The organism is Halapricum salinum (assembly GCF_004799665.1).
Classification (GTDB): Archaea; Halobacteriota; Halobacteria; order Halobacteriales; family Haloarculaceae; genus Halapricum; species Halapricum salinum.
Genome location: NZ_CP031310.1, coordinates 663,258 through 678,844 on the forward strand (window position 1 = coordinate 663,258; position 15,587 = coordinate 678,844).

Annotated in this window: 17 protein-coding genes; 11 read left to right on the top strand and 6 right to left on the bottom strand. The window is 65.0% G+C overall.

Annotated elements, in window-relative coordinates:
* Positions 1-256 precede the first annotated feature (256 nt).
* Both DV733_RS03215 and DV733_RS03220 read left to right on the top strand, forming a co-directional pair.
* A complete protein-coding gene (locus DV733_RS03215) occupies positions 257-526 on the top strand; it encodes a DUF7123 family protein (protein ID WP_049993754.1) in 270 nt (89 codons plus the stop codon).
* 159 nt (positions 527-685) lie between these two features.
* The gene (locus DV733_RS03220; RefSeq protein WP_049993755.1) at positions 686-1,846 is read left to right on the top strand and encodes a site-2 protease family protein; all 1,161 of its coding nucleotides are present in this window, start codon (positions 686-688) and stop codon (positions 1,844-1,846) included.
* 5 nt (positions 1,847-1,851) lie between these two features.
* Here the strand turns inward: DV733_RS03220 and thiL are convergent, their stop codons facing one another.
* On the bottom strand, positions 1,852-2,727 hold the full coding sequence (thiL, locus tag DV733_RS03225) for a thiamine-phosphate kinase (RefSeq protein ID WP_049993756.1): 876 nt from the start codon (positions 2,725-2,727) through the stop codon (positions 1,852-1,854).
* Positions 2,728-2,815: 88 nt separating this feature from the next.
* On the opposite strand from thiL, the gene DV733_RS03230 reads away from it, so the two are divergent.
* From DV733_RS03230 to DV733_RS03260, 7 genes are all read left to right on the top strand, one after another.
* A complete protein-coding gene (locus tag DV733_RS03230) occupies positions 2,816-3,844 on the top strand; it encodes a lysylphosphatidylglycerol synthase transmembrane domain-containing protein (protein ID WP_049993757.1) in 1,029 nt (342 codons plus the stop codon).
* Between the two features lie 96 nt (positions 3,845-3,940).
* The gene (locus tag DV733_RS03235; protein WP_049993758.1) at positions 3,941-4,402 is read left to right on the top strand and encodes a 30S ribosomal protein S19e; all 462 of its coding nucleotides are present in this window, start codon (positions 3,941-3,943) and stop codon (positions 4,400-4,402) included.
* Positions 4,403-4,893: 491 nt separating this feature from the next.
* The gene (locus tag DV733_RS03240) at positions 4,894-5,247 is read left to right on the top strand and encodes a DNA-binding protein (protein ID WP_049993759.1); all 354 of its coding nucleotides are present in this window, start codon (positions 4,894-4,896) and stop codon (positions 5,245-5,247) included.
* Complete coding sequence (locus DV733_RS03245) at positions 5,247-5,837, top strand: DUF7411 family protein (protein ID WP_049993760.1); 591 nt, start codon at positions 5,247-5,249, stop codon at positions 5,835-5,837. The genes DV733_RS03240 and DV733_RS03245 overlap by 1 nt, the downstream gene beginning before the upstream one ends.
* Before the next feature lie 96 nt (positions 5,838-5,933).
* A complete protein-coding gene (locus tag DV733_RS03250) occupies positions 5,934-6,365 on the top strand; it encodes a hypothetical protein (protein ID WP_136342271.1) in 432 nt (143 codons plus the stop codon).
* A 26-nt stretch (positions 6,366-6,391) separates the two neighbouring features.
* Positions 6,392-7,072, top strand: coding sequence for a V-type ATP synthase subunit D (locus DV733_RS03255; RefSeq protein WP_049993762.1), 681 nt, complete (start codon positions 6,392-6,394; stop codon positions 7,070-7,072).
* A gap of 63 nt (positions 7,073-7,135) precedes the next feature.
* Entirely contained in the window at positions 7,136-7,528 is a 393-nt protein-coding gene (locus tag DV733_RS03260; RefSeq protein WP_049993763.1) for a DUF6276 family protein, read from the top strand.
* Positions 7,529-7,704: 176 nt separating this feature from the next.
* Here the strand turns inward: DV733_RS03260 and prf1 are convergent, their stop codons facing one another.
* Positions 7,705-8,958 (bottom strand): peptide chain release factor aRF-1, encoded by a 1,254-nt coding sequence (gene prf1 / locus DV733_RS03265; RefSeq protein ID WP_049993764.1) that lies wholly within the window; start codon positions 8,956-8,958, stop codon positions 7,705-7,707.
* A gap of 125 nt (positions 8,959-9,083) precedes the next feature.
* On the opposite strand from prf1, the gene DV733_RS03270 reads away from it, so the two are divergent.
* Positions 9,084-9,899, top strand: a complete 816-nt coding sequence (locus DV733_RS03270) for a MinD/ParA family ATP-binding protein (RefSeq protein WP_049993765.1) — start codon at positions 9,084-9,086, stop codon at positions 9,897-9,899.
* Between the two features lie 34 nt (positions 9,900-9,933).
* On the opposite strand, the gene DV733_RS03275 is transcribed toward DV733_RS03270, so the two are convergent.
* Together DV733_RS03275 and DV733_RS03280 are read right to left on the bottom strand one after the other, a co-directional pair.
* A complete protein-coding gene (locus DV733_RS03275; protein ID WP_049993766.1) occupies positions 9,934-11,190 on the bottom strand; it encodes a DNA double-strand break repair nuclease NurA in 1,257 nt (418 codons plus the stop codon).
* Positions 11,191-11,196: 6 nt separating this feature from the next.
* On the bottom strand, positions 11,197-11,601 hold the full coding sequence (locus DV733_RS03280) for a DUF7522 family protein (RefSeq protein ID WP_049993767.1): 405 nt from the start codon (positions 11,599-11,601) through the stop codon (positions 11,197-11,199).
* A gap of 109 nt (positions 11,602-11,710) precedes the next feature.
* On the opposite strand from DV733_RS03280, the gene gpmI reads away from it, so the two are divergent.
* Positions 11,711-13,231, top strand: coding sequence for a 2,3-bisphosphoglycerate-independent phosphoglycerate mutase (gene gpmI, locus DV733_RS03285; protein ID WP_049993768.1), 1,521 nt, complete (start codon positions 11,711-11,713; stop codon positions 13,229-13,231).
* On the opposite strand, the gene DV733_RS03290 is transcribed toward gpmI, so the two are convergent.
* Both DV733_RS03290 and DV733_RS03295 read right to left on the bottom strand, forming a co-directional pair.
* Positions 13,223-14,314, bottom strand: a complete 1,092-nt coding sequence (locus tag DV733_RS03290; RefSeq protein ID WP_049993769.1) for a zinc ribbon domain-containing protein — start codon at positions 14,312-14,314, stop codon at positions 13,223-13,225. The genes gpmI and DV733_RS03290 overlap by 9 nt on opposite strands.
* Before the next feature lie 22 nt (positions 14,315-14,336).
* Positions 14,337-15,581, bottom strand: coding sequence for an MFS transporter (locus tag DV733_RS03295; protein ID WP_136342272.1), 1,245 nt, complete (start codon positions 15,579-15,581; stop codon positions 14,337-14,339).
* Positions 15,582-15,587: the final 6 nt, after the last annotated feature.

Below are 15,587 nucleotides of genomic sequence, written 5' to 3' on the forward strand. Positions count from 1 at the left end.
ATACCTGAGAACGCTGTTTGATTCTCTCCCAAGCGGCCCTAAAACAGCTTTCGGCAGTGAATTGTCAGACAATATACCAACTATGATATTTTGAGAAATAAGTACAGAGAGACAGTTTTAAAATATCTAAAGGATTCTCGTGCAGTGTTGAAAAATTACTTCGACCCTCACCAGTCGCTAAAATCGGTCGAAGCAGTCCAAAGCTTCTCCCCTTTATATGACCCTCCGGCAGATAAGGGTGAGTGAGGTGACTCAGATGAGCGCGACGACACAGCCCTCCACCGAACGTGCCGACGCCGAATCGACTGACTCCAAAGAGGAGCGCCTTCGCTCGTACCTGCGGGAGAAGGCGACCAACGACGGCGGTGAACTCTACTTCAAGAGCAAGTTCATCGCCGACGAAGTCGATCTCTCCCCCAAAGAGATCGGTGCACTGATGGTCAAACTCAAAGATTCGGCGACAGACATCGAGGTCGAGAAGTGGTCGTACACGAGCGCGACCACCTGGCGAGTCGAGGCTGCGTAACGATCCTCTGGCATGGTGTGAACGTATCGGGTCCCCGCCCGCGCCGACCCGGTCGCTTGGGGCGGTCATCGAGACGGCCACCCTGGCTGGGTCACCCGTTCCCCCTACTTCGCCCGTACCGTCGGGATTTTATGAACCACTGTCCAAACAGGGACACGAATGCCTCCGAGCGATCCGTTGGACGACGCGCCCGCGCCGGAGGCTCTGGCATCCTTCTACGACGTGACTGCCGTCCACCGTGACGGCGATCGCCTCCTCTACATCGGCGAGCCACAGGTCCCCCCAGTCGAGGTCGAACGCGAACTCGAACCACTGTTCGACGAACGAGGCTACGAGATCCAGTTGCAAGCACGCTACCACGACGGCGGTGTCCTCCCGGCGGCCGAACACGTGCTGGTCGCTCGCGAGCGCTCGATCGGGATCGACGGCATCCCCTGGAAGATCGACGGCATCCCCTGGAAGAACGTCGCGCTCGCGCTCGCGACCGTCCTGACGACGCTCTATGCAGGCACGGTCTGGTATCACATCGACGTCGGCGAGGACCCCCTGAACATGCTCCACGCCTGGCCGTTCTCGCTCGCGGTCCTGACGATCCTCGGGATCCACGAGTTCGGCCACTACGCCATGAGCCGGCTCCACCGCGTCGACGCCAGTCTGCCCTACTTCATCCCGATCCCGCCGCCGTTCGGGACCGCCGGCGCGATCATCCGCATGCGTGGCCGGATCCCGAGTCGGAAAGCCCTGCTCGATATCGGCGCTGCCGGGCCGCTGGCCGGGATCGTCGCGACCGTCGTCGTCACCGTGGTCGGACTCTTCCTGGGGCCGATCTCGGTGCCGCCACCCTCGCCCGGCAGCGACGCCGCGCAGATCCAGTTCGCCGAGCCGCTACTGCTTCGTGGGCTGGCGGTTCTGACCGGCCAGCCGCTCGCCTATTCGGATCCGACCCAGCAGCTCAATCCGGTCGTCTTCGCCGGCTGGCTCGGCATGCTCGTCACGTTCCTCAATCTCCTGCCCGTCGGCCAACTGGACGGCGGCCACGTCCTGCGCGCGCTGATCGGGCCACGACAGGAGACCGTCGCCGCGCTGATCCCGGCCGCGCTGTTCGCCCTCGCCGGCATGCTCTTTCTGTGGGGCGACGTCACCGTCGAGATCGGTATCTGGATCGTCTGGGGGCTGTTCGCGACGGCGCTGGCCTACGCCGGCCCAGCAGACCCGATTCGTGAGACACCACTCGACCCGAAACGGCGGGCGATTGCGCTGCTGACGTTCCTCGTCGGCATCCTCTGTTTCATGCCGATCCCCTTCCGTATCGTCGCCTGAGCCGTTCAGTCACCACGATGGGTGTACCCGCGGTCGGGCATCGGATCGCCATCGAGCGTCACGCCGCTGTCGACGACGGTCCCGATCCGCGTCAGCGGCGTCGGAGAGGCGTCTCTCACTTCTGAGAGGCGATCCTCGGGGATCGTACAGACGAGTTCGAAATCCTCTCCGAAGTACGCACCCAGATCCAGCCGCTCGCGCTCGTCTGTGGCGACGTCGTCGACCGCCCCGTCGATCGGTAGCGGCGTCTCGACGGCCATCCCACAGTCGCTGGCTTCCGCAAGCTGGTGGAGCGACCGCGCCAGCCCGTCGCTCGAATCCATCATCGCGCTCGCGTGTGGAGCGAGTGCTCGTCCGGCCCCGATGCGAGGCTCGAACCGAAAGAGGTCGTTCGCGCGTTCGGTCGCGCCTTGCTCGAACAAGCGCAAGGCAGCCCCGCTGCGGCCCAGCGCCCCCGTCACACAGACCGCCTCACCAACCGCCGCCCCCGAGCGCAGGACCGGCTCGTCGGTCCGGCCGACGGCCGTCGTCGCCACCGTGAACTCCTCGTGGTGGTCGAGGTCACCACCGACGTATTCCGAATCGACCGCCTCGCAGACGTCACAGGCCCCGTCGACGAAATCGATTACTTCACTCTCTTCGAACCGAGGGGCGCCGTAGACCGCGACCGCAGCGACGGCGTCGGCTCCCATCGCCGCGACGTCCGACAGGGAGGCCCCGACGGCCCGCCAGCCCGCCGTGTAGCGGGTCGTCCCCGGCGGGAAATCCGTCGTCTCGTGGAGCATGTCCGTCGTCACCACGAGATCCTCGATTACGGCTGCATCGTCACCGGCGTGGGGAAGCCGGCCGGCGAGCACTCCCAGCGCCGTCCGTTCGTCCATGCGGGCCGGTTGGCCTGCCAGTACAAAAAGCCCAACATCAGAAATCGACCGGAGGCTTCAAGCCGTCGTCGCCCAAGACATCAGTCGCATGGACGGCGACCGCTGGATCACGATCGCCCTGTTTATCGCGGCACTGCTCGTGCTCGGGCTGCTCGTCTGGCTCGCTGGCGTCGAGGAGACCATCTCCGCGCTCGAACGTGCCCGGCTCTCGCTGGTCGCCGTCGTCCTCGCACTCGCAGTCTTCTGGCTCGCGTCCTGGGGGATGTCGTTGTACGTCGTCCTCGACGCGCTGGGTCACCCAATCTCGGCCGTCAAGTCGATCCTGGTCTTCTCGGCCGCGATGTTCGCCAACAACATCACCCCCTTCGGTCAGGCCGGCGGGGAACCAGTCAGTGCCTTCCTCATCTCCGAAGCCGCCGATACCGAATACGAGAACGGGCTCGCGGCCATCGCCAGCGTCGACACGTTGCACTTCATGCCCTCGATCGGCATGGCCTTCACCGGCGTCGCCGTCTTCGCGCTCGACGCGACGCGACTGAGCCGAGACCTCTACCTGTCGGTCGCCGTCCTCGGCGTCTTGCTCGCCGTCTTCGTCTTGGTCGGCGTGTCAGGCTACCGCTACCGCCACCAGATCGAACACGCGATCGCCGTCGTCGTCACACCCATTCTCAGACTCGTCGCACGGGTGATTCCCGGTCGGGAACCGCCGTCGCCGGAGGCGATCGAACATCGGATCGACGGCTTCTTCGGCGCGATCGAACGCATTGCGAGCGACCGCGAGGCGATCCTGAAAGCGACCACGTTCTCGGCCGCAGGCTGGGTCGCGCTCTCGGTCGCGCTGTGGGTCGCCGTCTCGGCCGTCGGCGGCTCTGTTCCGCTGGCGGCTGCGCTCATCGCTGTCCCGATCGGCTCGATCGCCGGCGTCACGCCGCTTCCGGGCGGCTCGGGCGCGATCGAGACCGCCTTCGCCGCCATCCTCGTCTCGATCGGCGGCATCCTCCAGGGGACGGCCGTCGCCGCCGTGCTCGTCCACCGCATCGCGACCTACTGGCTCCCGACGATCGTCGGCGGCCTGGTCGCCGCCAGTCTCGGCGCGAGTCGCGCTCGCACGGAGTGACGTGACCGACCCGAACCGGCGACGGCGTCGGTCCCCACCAGTCGTGATCGAGTCGAGACGACGCCCTTAAATGAGCGAGTGCAGTATGCCTCTCCAATGACGACACTCTACGACGTGCCCGCCGACGACCTCATCGAGGCCGTCGCGGACCGACTCGCCGACGACGGCGACGTCGAAGCACCCGACTGGATCGAGTTCACCACCACTGGCGTCGGTCGCGAACTCCCGCCCGAGCAGGAGGACTTCTGGGCCACCCGCACCGCTAGCCTCCTCCGAAAGATCGCCGTCGACGGGCCGGTCGGCGTCGGCGCGCTCGCCACCGAGTACGGCTCCACGAAAGGCGGCTCCAACCGCTATCAGGTCCGCCCCCCGAGCCAGACCGACGGCTCCCGGAAGATCATCCGCACCGCCCTCCAGCAGCTCGAAGACGCCGACTACCTCCAGACCGAAGGCAACGACGGTCGCGTCGTCACCGCCGACGGCCGCCAGCTGCTCGACGAGGTCGCCGACGACGTGCTGGAAGAGCTCGACCGACCGGAACTCGAACGCTACGCCTGAAAGCCCTCGCAGCCGACTGGCGTCGGCTGCTCGCCCTTTTCATGTCCGCCGCGAGAGCTTTGCTCTCGCTAAGGCCCGCCGCGAGACGGCCAGCGGTCGCTGGCCGCTCGTATGGGCAACGCCAGCGCTTTCCGCAGTCGCGGGCAATTCGCCCGCGACAAACCGTCCGCAACTACACAGCTACCGCCTTATTGAGGCCCCAAACCTCCCCGGTCGCGCGCAGTTCTGCGCGCGACACGCTTCCTGACCGCCGCGCGGTGGCCGTGAGCGCCTTTCATGGCGCGAGCCGGGGAAGGGCAGGCTAGCCGTTCGCGACTTCGCGAGCGGCTACAGAAAGCGTCGGCGTAACCCACGCGGATGCCGCGCCGATCGGCGCGGCTCCCGCAAGGCGGTCCTGGCGGAATACTAAGGGCGAGCGGCGAACGCCAGTTCGCCGCGAGGGCTTAGTAGTAGTAAGGCTTTCAGTGGCGCGGCCAGTACTACCACGTACCATGAGTGGCGAGCCATCAGACGACGAACTGGAGAAGCTCCGACAGGAGAAAATGGAACAGATGCGCGAACAGGCCGGCGGCGAGGGGCAGCAAGAGGCCCGCAAGGCACAGCAGGAACAGGCCGAGGCCCAGCGCAAGGCCGTCCTCCGTAAGCACCTCAGCGACGGCGCGCGCAAGCGACTGAACACCGTCAAGATGTCCAAGCCGGACGTCGCCGAGAAGGTCGAACAGCAGGTCGTCGCGCTGGCCCAGAGCGGCCGCCTCGGCGGCGAGCAGATCGACGAAGACCAGATGCGCGACCTGCTCAAAGAGCTCACGCCCGATTCGAAGAGCTTCAACATCCGCCACCGGTGATGGACGCGGCCGTCTGCTTCAGCGGCGGGAAAGACTCGACGCTGGCGGCGCTGTTACTCGATCCGTTCTACGACGTGACGCTCGTCTGTGCGACCGCCGGCGTGACCGACAGCGCCGAGCACGCCCGCAGGGCCGCCGAATCGGTCGGCTTCCCCTTCCAGGCAGTCGAACTCGACGAGCAGGTGGTCCACGACGCGACCGAACAGATCGTCGCCGACGGCTTCCCACGCCACGGCATTCAAGACCTCCACGAACACGCACTGGAAGTCGTCGCCGGCCTGGAGTACGACGCCGTCGCCGACGGCACCCGCCGGGACGACCGCGTCCCGACGATACCCAGAGCCTTTGCCCAGAGTCTCGAAGACCGCCACGGGATCGACTACCTCGCGCCGCTGTCAGGGTTCGGCCGGAGAGCCGTCGATCGACTCGTCGACAGTCATCTCGACGTCGAGACTGGCCCGAGCGAGCAGATTCCCAAGGGCGACTACGAGACAGAGATCCGGGCACTGATCGCCGACGAACACGGCGAAGACGTCGTCAGCGAGTGTTTCCCCGAGCACACCCAGACGCGAGTACGCGGACGGCGATGACGTTCTCGAAAAAATCAGAGTAGTACCTATAGTTTCGATGGTGGCGATACTATCAGGGTAGTACCTACCAACCGCTTCTCTGAAGACTGAGGTACGATGCGACCGAACATCAAACGGCAGTCAGGCCACGGACAGCACTTCCGAGCGGCGAACCCGGTACCGCAATCGTCGACGCAGACCACCAGATCCGCACCGCCAGGGGTGAAGATCATCGCCGGACTGGGGTTTATCGGCAGTCTCTTCGGGCTATTCGGTGGACTCGCACTACTTCAGTCCGGTGCTATCGGGGGACTGCTGGGCCTGGTCGTGGTCGGGATCAGCATCCTGCACGTGTTCGTCATGATCGGGCTCTTGTCGATGGAAGTGTGGGCACACGGGCTCGCGTTGCTCCTCTATGGGAGCGGGTTTCTGATCGACCTGGTGATGGCCAACTTCCTCGCGCTGGTGGTCGGGGGCGTGGTCATCCTCTACCTCTTTGCCATCAGCCACCGTTTCCATAGTACCAGCCGGCCAAGTGGAAAGGTGTAAGTCGGCGTAGCCGGAAACCTCGCGTAATGGCCAAGGACGTCAAACCCACCCGGAAGAACCTCATGGCGATCGAGGACCGGATCGAGCTCTCCGAGCGTGGGCACGACACCCTCGAGAAGAAACGCGACGGACTCATCATGGAGTTCATGGACATCCTGGACCAAGCCCAGGACGTCCGGTCGGATCTGGAGGACACCTACGAGCAGGCCCAGCATCGCATCAACATGGCCCGGGCGATGGACGGCGACGTCGCCGTGCGTGGCGCGGCCGCCGCGCTGAAGAACCACCCCGAGATCACCACCCAGTCGAAAAACATCATGGGCGTGGTCGTCCCGCAGATCGAGTCCACGAGCGTCCACAAGAACCTCGACCAGCGTGGCTACGGCGTGCTCGGGACCTCCGCGCGGATCGACGAGGCCGCCGACGCCTACGAGGAGCTGCTCGAACAGATAATCCTCGCGGCGGAGGTCGAGACCGCGATGAAGGAACTGCTCGAAGAGATCGAGACGACCAAGCGTCGCGTCAACGCTCTGGAGTTCACACTGCTGCCGGAGCTCCACACCAACAAGGAGTACATCGAGCAGAAACTCGAAGAGCAGGAACGCGAGGAGATCTTCCGCATGAAGAAGATCAAAGACAAGAAAGAGGAAGAAGAGCGCGCCGAGCGAGAAGCCGCCGAAGCCGAGCCGGTCACGGCCGACGATTGAGAATGTCGGCCGGCAGTGCAGCCGGACGACTGACTTTTTACGCGCTGCGGTCGCAGTCCTCGTATGGACTGCCCCGAGTGTAGTCACGCCGTACTTCGATTCGCAGTGCCGGACGATCTCACCGAGTATCTTCCTGGTGACGAGCCGGGTGTCGGAATCTGCACGCACTGTCTCGCGCTGTCTCCAGTGACGGACCCGCCCGCAGAGACGCCCGACTTCCAGCGGATCAGTGACGCACTCCCCTCCAATCCCGACGCAGCAGTGCCGATGGTGCTGGCGCTGGGGTTGCTAGATCGATTCGCCCTCTACCGCTCGGAGATCGGAGCGCTGTTCGAACACGTCGAGCGAGCGGGAGCCGACCCGATGCTCGTCGTCGATCGACTGGCCAGCGACGAGACTGTCGACAGCCACGTCGACCTGGCAGGTCGTCGCCGTCAGCTCGAACAGTTGCTCTAGCCTATCTACTTTGGCTAGTTCGTTTTATACTATCGTGACGAGCAAATAGATGCGGTGTCAGAACCGCTACGATCCCCCGAGCGCGAACGCGAATCTGCCCTGTTCAGCGACGTGCTGGCTGTCGGCCCGATTCCCGAATCCACACCCCTCGCGTGCCCGGTCCCGGCACGCGATCCTTACACGCCAGTCGAGTACCGCAGAATGCCCGCGACGCCACCGAACGCCGTCAGTAGCTGCTCGCCCTTCTCGAAGTCCGTCGAGATGAACACCGTCTCCGTGCCGCGCTGTTCGGCCAGTTCCATCAGGTGCTCGATCGCGTCCTCGCGTTCGGCCGATTCGGCCGAGACGGTCTCGCCGCAGGTCGAACAATCGTGGGCCTCGGTGTCTGCGTTCCGGTTTATCAGTTCGTAGTCGGTGTGGCCGTTGGGACACTCGTAAGTGACGGCATCCTTCCGCAAGTCTTCGCTGAGAAGGAGTTCTTCGACCGCACCCATGTTGAGGTTCTGGCGCGTCTGGTCGAACCCGTAGGTCGCCTTGTCGCCGTCGTGTAGTTGCTTGAAGAACTCCTCCATGACCTCCTTGTCCTGGAGGATCTCGTGTTCGGCCAGGACCTCGCTTGCGGCATCGACCAGATCGTACAGGCCGGACTCGTCGGTATAAGAGACGTCGAACTTCCCCAGCACCATGTCTTGCAGTTCGTGATGGAGATAGTCGCCGTCGAGGAACTCGTCTTTCGTGGGCGAGGGACCACCGACGAGGATTCCATCGAGATCGTGGCGCTGCTCGACGAACAGATCGTTGGCCATCCCCGCGACCTCCTGATAGAAGTTGTCGATCGCTTCCAGTCGGAGCCGGGCGAATCGCTGGGCGGACTGACCCCCTTTGCGCTGTTTGCCCGGGACCAGCGAGGAGGCGGACTTGACGGGCTCGACGCGCTTGCCCTTGAGCCAGCCGACGTTTGCCTCCCGGCGGTCCAGCACGATGAGCCCAAAGAGGCCCTTGTCCAGCAGCATGTCCTCGAGGGGCTCGGTCAGGAACTCCGCGTCGCAGTGATAGCGGAACGATTCGATGGGGTCGGGCGGGCTTTCGAGGACGCGCGTGATCATGTCCGTCTGGCCGCCGCCGGCGTCGACAGCGCCCGAAAAGAGGACGACCCCGTTATCTGGCGGATAGACGTCGAAGTACCGGAGTCGGTCCTTGATCGACTTCAGGGCGTCCTGAACGTTCGTGCGGGTCTCCTTGGACTTGATGTTCGACGCCTCGCTGTGCTCCTGGGTGACGTGGGCGACGACGTCGCTGATCTGTTTGTCCTCGGGGATGTAGATGGTGACCAGTTGGGTTCCAGAGCCGCGGTAGTCCTGGAGTTCCTCGATCACCTTCTGGAACTCGTATTTTTGCCGATCAGATTGCTCGGCGTCCTGCTCACTCATTGAGACCTACTAGTCCGATGGACCGTAAGTATGCTACGACCGCGTGCGCCGGCCTGACGTACCTGCTGACTGACACTGGACGGACGGCTTTATATGGGTGCCAACTCTGTACCCAAACAGACCAAATGACGGGACACGTCTTCACGATCGCAGGTGGCAAAGGCGGTGTCGGGAAGACGACGACCGCCGTCAACGTCGGTGTCGCGATGCAAGACGCCGGATACGACGTGGTCATCGTCGACGCCGACCTCGGGATGGCCAACCTCGCGGCCATGCTCGAGATCGACTACGACACCAGTCTGCACGAGGTGCTGGCCGAACGCGCGGCGATCAGCGACACCCTCACGGAGGGCCCCGGTGGCGTGACGCTCGTACCGGGCGAACAGAGCCTGGAAGCGTTCGCGGACGCGGACCCAGCCAAGCTCCGGAAGGTGATCAAGACGCTCTCGAACGCCTACGACGTCGTCCTCATCGACACCGGAGCGGGGCTGAGCCACGAAGCGACAGTGCCGCTGGGGCTGGCAGACAGCGTCCTGCTGGTCACGACGCCCGACAGCGTCGCGATCGGTGACGCCGGCAAGACCGCCCAGCTGGCAAAGCGCGTCGACGGCGAGGTTATCGGTGCGATCCTCACCCGGGCAGAGGCACAGGAAGAGATCGACGAGGTCGAGCGAGAGGTCGCCCACCCGCTGCTCGCGGTCATCCCGGAAGATAGCGAGGCGACGACGAACGAGCCGCTCGTGTTGAACTTCCCTGACAGTCCCGCTGCGGAAGCCTACCGCCGGCTCGCGACCGCGCTCGAACGGATTCTCAACGGCGAGCCAGTCGACACGATCGTCGAGGAAGAAACCGAGTGGTTCCCCTCCGGGGACGAGGTCGACGAGAGTGAGGACGACGAAGACGACAGTGGCGGCGGCGTCCTCGGACTGTTCGGCGGGTAAGGTTCAGCGTGTCCCCGTTCGACGCCTCTTCTGCCTAGATCGCGTCTTCGAAGGTGACGCCCCACCGTTCGTCGTCGTAGCTGCGCTGGCGTTCGCTCTCGAAGCGGTGTTCGATCGTCTGCCGGAGCATCTCCTTTCCCTCGCGATCGATCCGGGCGAGTTCGTCCGCCTTCGCCACAGGCAGGGGCGGGCCGCGCTCGGCGGCGATTTCCCCGAGCACGTGGCGGGTGAGGTTTTCACGGACGGTCTCGTCTTTCGTGACGGCGTAGGGGGCTTCGATCCGGTAGGTCAGATCGAGCCGCGGGTCGTAGACGACGAAAAACGTCACTTCGTAGGCCTCGGGATCGAGTTCGAACGCCAGCTCCAGGCCGTCGCCCTGCGGCGAGAGCACCCGATCGGTGCCCAATCGCGAGCGAAACCAGTTCGTGCAGGTCAGTGTGTCGGTGATGCGCTCGCCGTCGTCGTCGCGTCGTTCGAGGATCTGCCCGAAGAAGGCCGAATCGTTGGCCCAGGGAGCGTTGGTCTTCGAGCGCGCGACGCGAGTGATAGCGTTGCTCGCGCTGTTTTTGACGAATCCCACCAGGGGAACGTCCTTGGCGACGAAGCGCTCGACGAGGTCCACGTAGTTCTGGATGACACTCCGAGGGCGCTCGTGATCGTGCAGCAAGTCCGCCAGTTCCGGGTGGCGGTCGGCCCACTTCAGCAGGCCCGTGGGATAGATCGGTCCGTCGAGAATCAGGAGGTCATCGACGAGGTCGGCCTGCAGTTTGGCGTGGTGGCTCTCGGCGAGGTAGAGCGCGAGCGCGTGCACGACAGTCTGTGCGTAGCGATCGACTCGCGGGACCTGGATGATGCGCTGTTTCGTGTAGCCTTCGTCGTAGCCCTGCCAGTCGTCCTCGTCGACGTCGATGGTCGCGTCGTTGGTGTGGGCACTGACGACGACCGTCCGGCCGCGGTGGAGATCCAGATCGGAGGGGACCGAACTCATCGCGGCCTGGGCGACGTCCAGCACGAGGCCGTTCTTGAACGTCGTCGGGTTGATCGTCCCCGAGTCCAGCCCGTGCTGTGTCTCGAATGCAGACTCGGTGAGTGCGGCGTCCTCGACGTCGATCACGCGGCGGCGCTGCTCGTCGAGGGGTTCGAGGACGGCTCTGCCGTCGACGACGAGCGGGTCGAGGAACTCCTGCCAGACCGTTTCGGCGAGGTCCCGGTGGTCGGTGTCGCTGACGCCGTCGCTGAGGCGGCCGGCGAGTCTCGCGATCCCGTCGACGTGCACCGGGTCGAGTGTCATGCGGTGCTACTGGTGTTCCCGGGACTCGACGTGTTCGTTGAGGATGCGCACGACGGCCTCGGCGACCTCCTCGAAGTCCTGCATGGTCACGTCGTCCGTGGTAAGAAGGACGCCGACGCGCTCGGTCCCCACGCGGAGAAGGTAGCCGTTCTCGAAGGCACGAATCGTGAAACGGTAGGGCCCGAGTTCCGTCTCGGAGGTCTGATAGGCGTTGTTCGTGTCGCGAAAGCCCCGCCACTCGTGGCCGACGAAGGTGTCGAGGTCGGCGTCGCGTTCCAGATCGTCCCGGAGATAGAGCTGTTCGAAGTTCGAGCGATTGAAGTAGATCACCGAGCGCAGGCTGTCGCCGATGCCCGTCCGAGAGATCGCGACGAGTTCCTCGGCGAGCGTATCAGACAGGATGTTCGCCATGTCCGACTCGAAGAGGGCCACCTACAAATATCTCCCCGTGGCCGCCCAGCACCTGCCAGTGCCTCCAAGATATGAAAACCTAATACGCCTCCGAGTACATTTTTTAGATATGGACATCGGACTCGTGATTCTGGACGGCTGGGGACTCAACGACGACGAAACCGTACGCGACGCCGTCCGCGCGGCGGACACACCGAACTTCGACACGTACTGGAACGCTGGTGCGCACAACCGCCTCGACGTCTCGGGCCGGCGGGTCGGTCTCCCCGAGGGCCAGTTCGGCAACAGCGAGGTGGGCCACCTCAACATCGGGGCGGGCCGCGTGGTCAAACAGGATACGACGCGGATCACCGACGACATCGAAGACGGCACCTTCTTCGAGAACGACGAACTCGTCGCCGCGATGGACTACGCCGACGAGCACGACGGCCAGGTCCACCTGATGGGGCTCGTCTCCGACGGCGGCGTCCACTCCCGACAGACTCACCTCCACGCGCTGATCGAGATGGCCGCCGACCGCGGCGTCGAGGCCGTCACCCACGCCTTCATGGACGGCCGTGACACCTCCCCGAAAGGCGGGGCGGGCTACCTCGTCGAGTTGCAGGACGTGATCGACGAGCAGGGGACTGGCGACGTGGCGACCGTCACGGGTCGGTACTACGCGATGGACCGTGACCAGAACTGGGAGCGCACCAAGCGTGCCTACGACGCGATCGTCTCCCGGGAGGGTGACCACCACGCCGAGACGGCCGTCGAAGCAGCCAACGAGTCCTACGAGCGCGAGACGACCGACGAATTCATCGAGCCGACGACGATCGAAGGCGGGGAGACGCTGGACGACGGCGACGCGGTGATCTTCTTCAACTTCCGCTCGGACCGCGCCCGGCAGCTGACACGGATGCTCAACAACGTCCGATCCGACGATTGGGAGTACGAGCTGTCGCCGCCGGAGACCCACTACGTCTGCATGACCCAGTACGACAAGACCTTCGACCTCCCGGTGGCCTACCCGCCGAACCAGCCCGAGAACACGCTGGGTGAGGTCGTCTCGGCGGCCGGACTGACCCAGCTCCGCCTCGCCGAATCCGAGAAGTACCCCCACGTCACGTACTTCCTGAACGGCGGCCGCGAGGTCGAGTTCGAGGGCGAACACCGCGAGATCGTCGAGAGCCCGGACGTGCCGACCTACGACCTCCAGCCCGAGATGTCCGCCGAAGAGGTCACCGACACCGCCATCGAGTACATCGAGACGGAGGATCCGAACGTGCTCGTGCTCAACTACGCGAACCCAGACATGGTGGGCCACACCGGCGACTTCGACGCTGCGGTCGCCGCCGTCGAAACCGTCGACGCCGAACTCGGCAAGCTCGCGGAGGCGATCATGGCCGCCGGCGGCCACCTCCTGATCACGGCCGACCACGGCAACGCCGACGACATGGGCACCGAAGACGATCCCTACACGGCTCACACGCTCAATCCGGTCCCGATCATCTACCTCGACGACGAGGGGGCCGACGGCGGGCGCACAGTCAGAAGTGGCGGGACGTTGGCGGACATCGCGCCGACGATGCTCGAACTCCTGAGGATCGACAAACCGAGCGAGATGACCGGCGAGAGTCTGCTAGAATAGCGGTTCACGGGAACCGATCGCACCGGCGATACCGCCGATGATGACGGGATAGGCGATACCCATGAGCAACAGCGCCGGGAGTAGTTCTGGCTGGATCGACAGCGAGCCACCGCCGTAGTTGTTCGTCACGTCTACGGAGAAGACCGACAGCGCACCGAGCAGAGTCGCGGCCGCGTATCCGCCGGCCAGTGGGACGCCGACTGCGGCCCCGTCTTGCCACCGTTCGGGGGTCGGCCGCGCCCGGCGTACGACAGCCAGCCCGGCGAGATAAAGGACGACCATCGGGACGAGATAATAGAGGAAGTCGGGGACGGTCGTCGACGTGGAACTGTAGGCCTCGACGAGGTAGTTGGACGTCTGGCTCGTCATCCCTCTCGTGCTCGAGGTCGTCTCAGCGATCTCGACCTGGTGGGCGTTGTAGAGAAACCAGCCCGCGAACTCTGTCACGCCGTAGTAGGCACTCTCACCCCGATCGGGGAACTCGACGATCAAGAGTACGAAAAACAGGGCGAAATTGAGGGCGTACGCCGCGACGCCGGCCAGCACTGCCGGAACGACTGGCACACGTTCGAGAGAGGTACGCGCCGCCGCGAGCGACTGCTGTGCCTGCCGATTCCTCTGGGTCCAGGCTGCTCGTCGCCCGGAAGTACCCGGCCGAGTCTCAGGTGTGCCGGATTGAGGATCGCGTGTCCCGGACTGCTGGGTCGGTTGCCCGCCCTGAGGCTGTTCGGTCGCCCGCTTGGAGGTGTCTCCAGCGGACCCCGACGCCGGCGCACCGACCGTCGGTTGCTGGGTAGCCGGCTCCGACGGCTGTTGGCTTGACTCGTGCTGTGTCTGCCCAGTTTCCCCCTGGCGGCCGGCCGTCGTCGACGACTCCGGGTGCGGTGGCAGGACCCGCTCACGGAGTTTTTCGATCTTGAGTCCGCACTCGGGACAGGCCGGGGGCTGTCCGTCGAGTTCGACCTCACAGCGCGGACAGTTCCAGTCCCGAACCACGTCCCTGAGCGTCCCGATCGGGAGGCCACAGGATCGACAGTAGTTCACGTCGTGCCCGATGTCGGTCTCACATCGAGGACACTCCATCGTCTATAATATACAGGAGCTGTCACTTAGGTCTGCTGCCGTCAGTCGGCGTCGAGCGGTCCGCGATGGGACGCGATCGACCCGACATCGACGGCCCCCCGATCCAGACGCCAAATGTCAGTAGCGCGAATCCGCCGCCGGCGACCGCCAGCGCGTCGAAGGGGCCCACGAGGTCGGTGACCTGCCCGAGGCCGATCGCCAGCGGTGCGCCGGCCGCCGAGACGGCCATCGAGACGCCGCTGAGCGTGGTCGCCCGGCCGGTCGTCCCGATGCAGTCGTTGACGTGCTGTTTCAGGAGCGGGTCGAGCGCCCCGCGAACGCCCCGGAGCGCGAACAGCGCCGGCATCGCGACCAGCGGGAGGGCCAGACTGGCTATCGAGAGTGTCGCCATCCCCGCGACACCGATCGCGAGCCAGCCCCACAGGCCGACGTTCGTTCGGATCCAGTCGGCTCTCGCGCTCGCGAGTGCCGCGACGCCGGTGAAGCTGGCGTACAACAGTCCCAGATGGGGGACCGCGAGCCAGCGCAGACTGATCGGCTGGGTGAGTCGCGACATCGCGCCCAGTAGGCCGAGCGTGAGCGCGGCCCCCGCGACGATCCAGCGGAGCGAGGGGGCAGCGAGTTGCCCGAGGACCGAGCGCATCTCGCCGACGGTGAGTCGGTCGTCGGCGTCGACGGCGATCGTCGGCAACGCGAGTAGTGCCACGAGGCCGATAGAGCGGACCGCAGCCGTCGCGAAGAACGGATAGGCGAGTCCGTAGGCCGCGATCGCACCGCCGACGATCGCCCCGACGGCGCTGGCGCTCAACTGCAATGCTCGGCCCCGGCCCTGGACGCGGACGAACTGATCGCTGTCGAGCCGCCGGTCGAGCAGTTCGTACAGCCAGGCGTCGCGACTCCCGGACTTCAGCGTCGCCCCGAGCGCCCACAGGAGGTAGATCCCCGCCAACGGGAGGAAGGCGGTCGTCAGACCCATCGTGAGCACGCCCACGATGGTCAGAGCATGGCCGACGACGAGGCTGTTTCGCCAGCCGATCCGGTCGCCGACGAAGCCGGTGGGGAGTTCGCCGGCGACGATCCCGATCCACCAGATCGCGTCCAGCGTCATGATCTGGCCGTAGCTCAATCCCCCTGATCGGAGGTAGACGACCCAGATCGGTGCCCACATGCCGACCGTGCCCGCAGTCATGTAGAGGTAGTAACCGCCGATCGGCCCCGGCGAGAGGCGACGACGAAGGGCGGCGAGTGACTGCTGGACATCAGTCATTCGAGA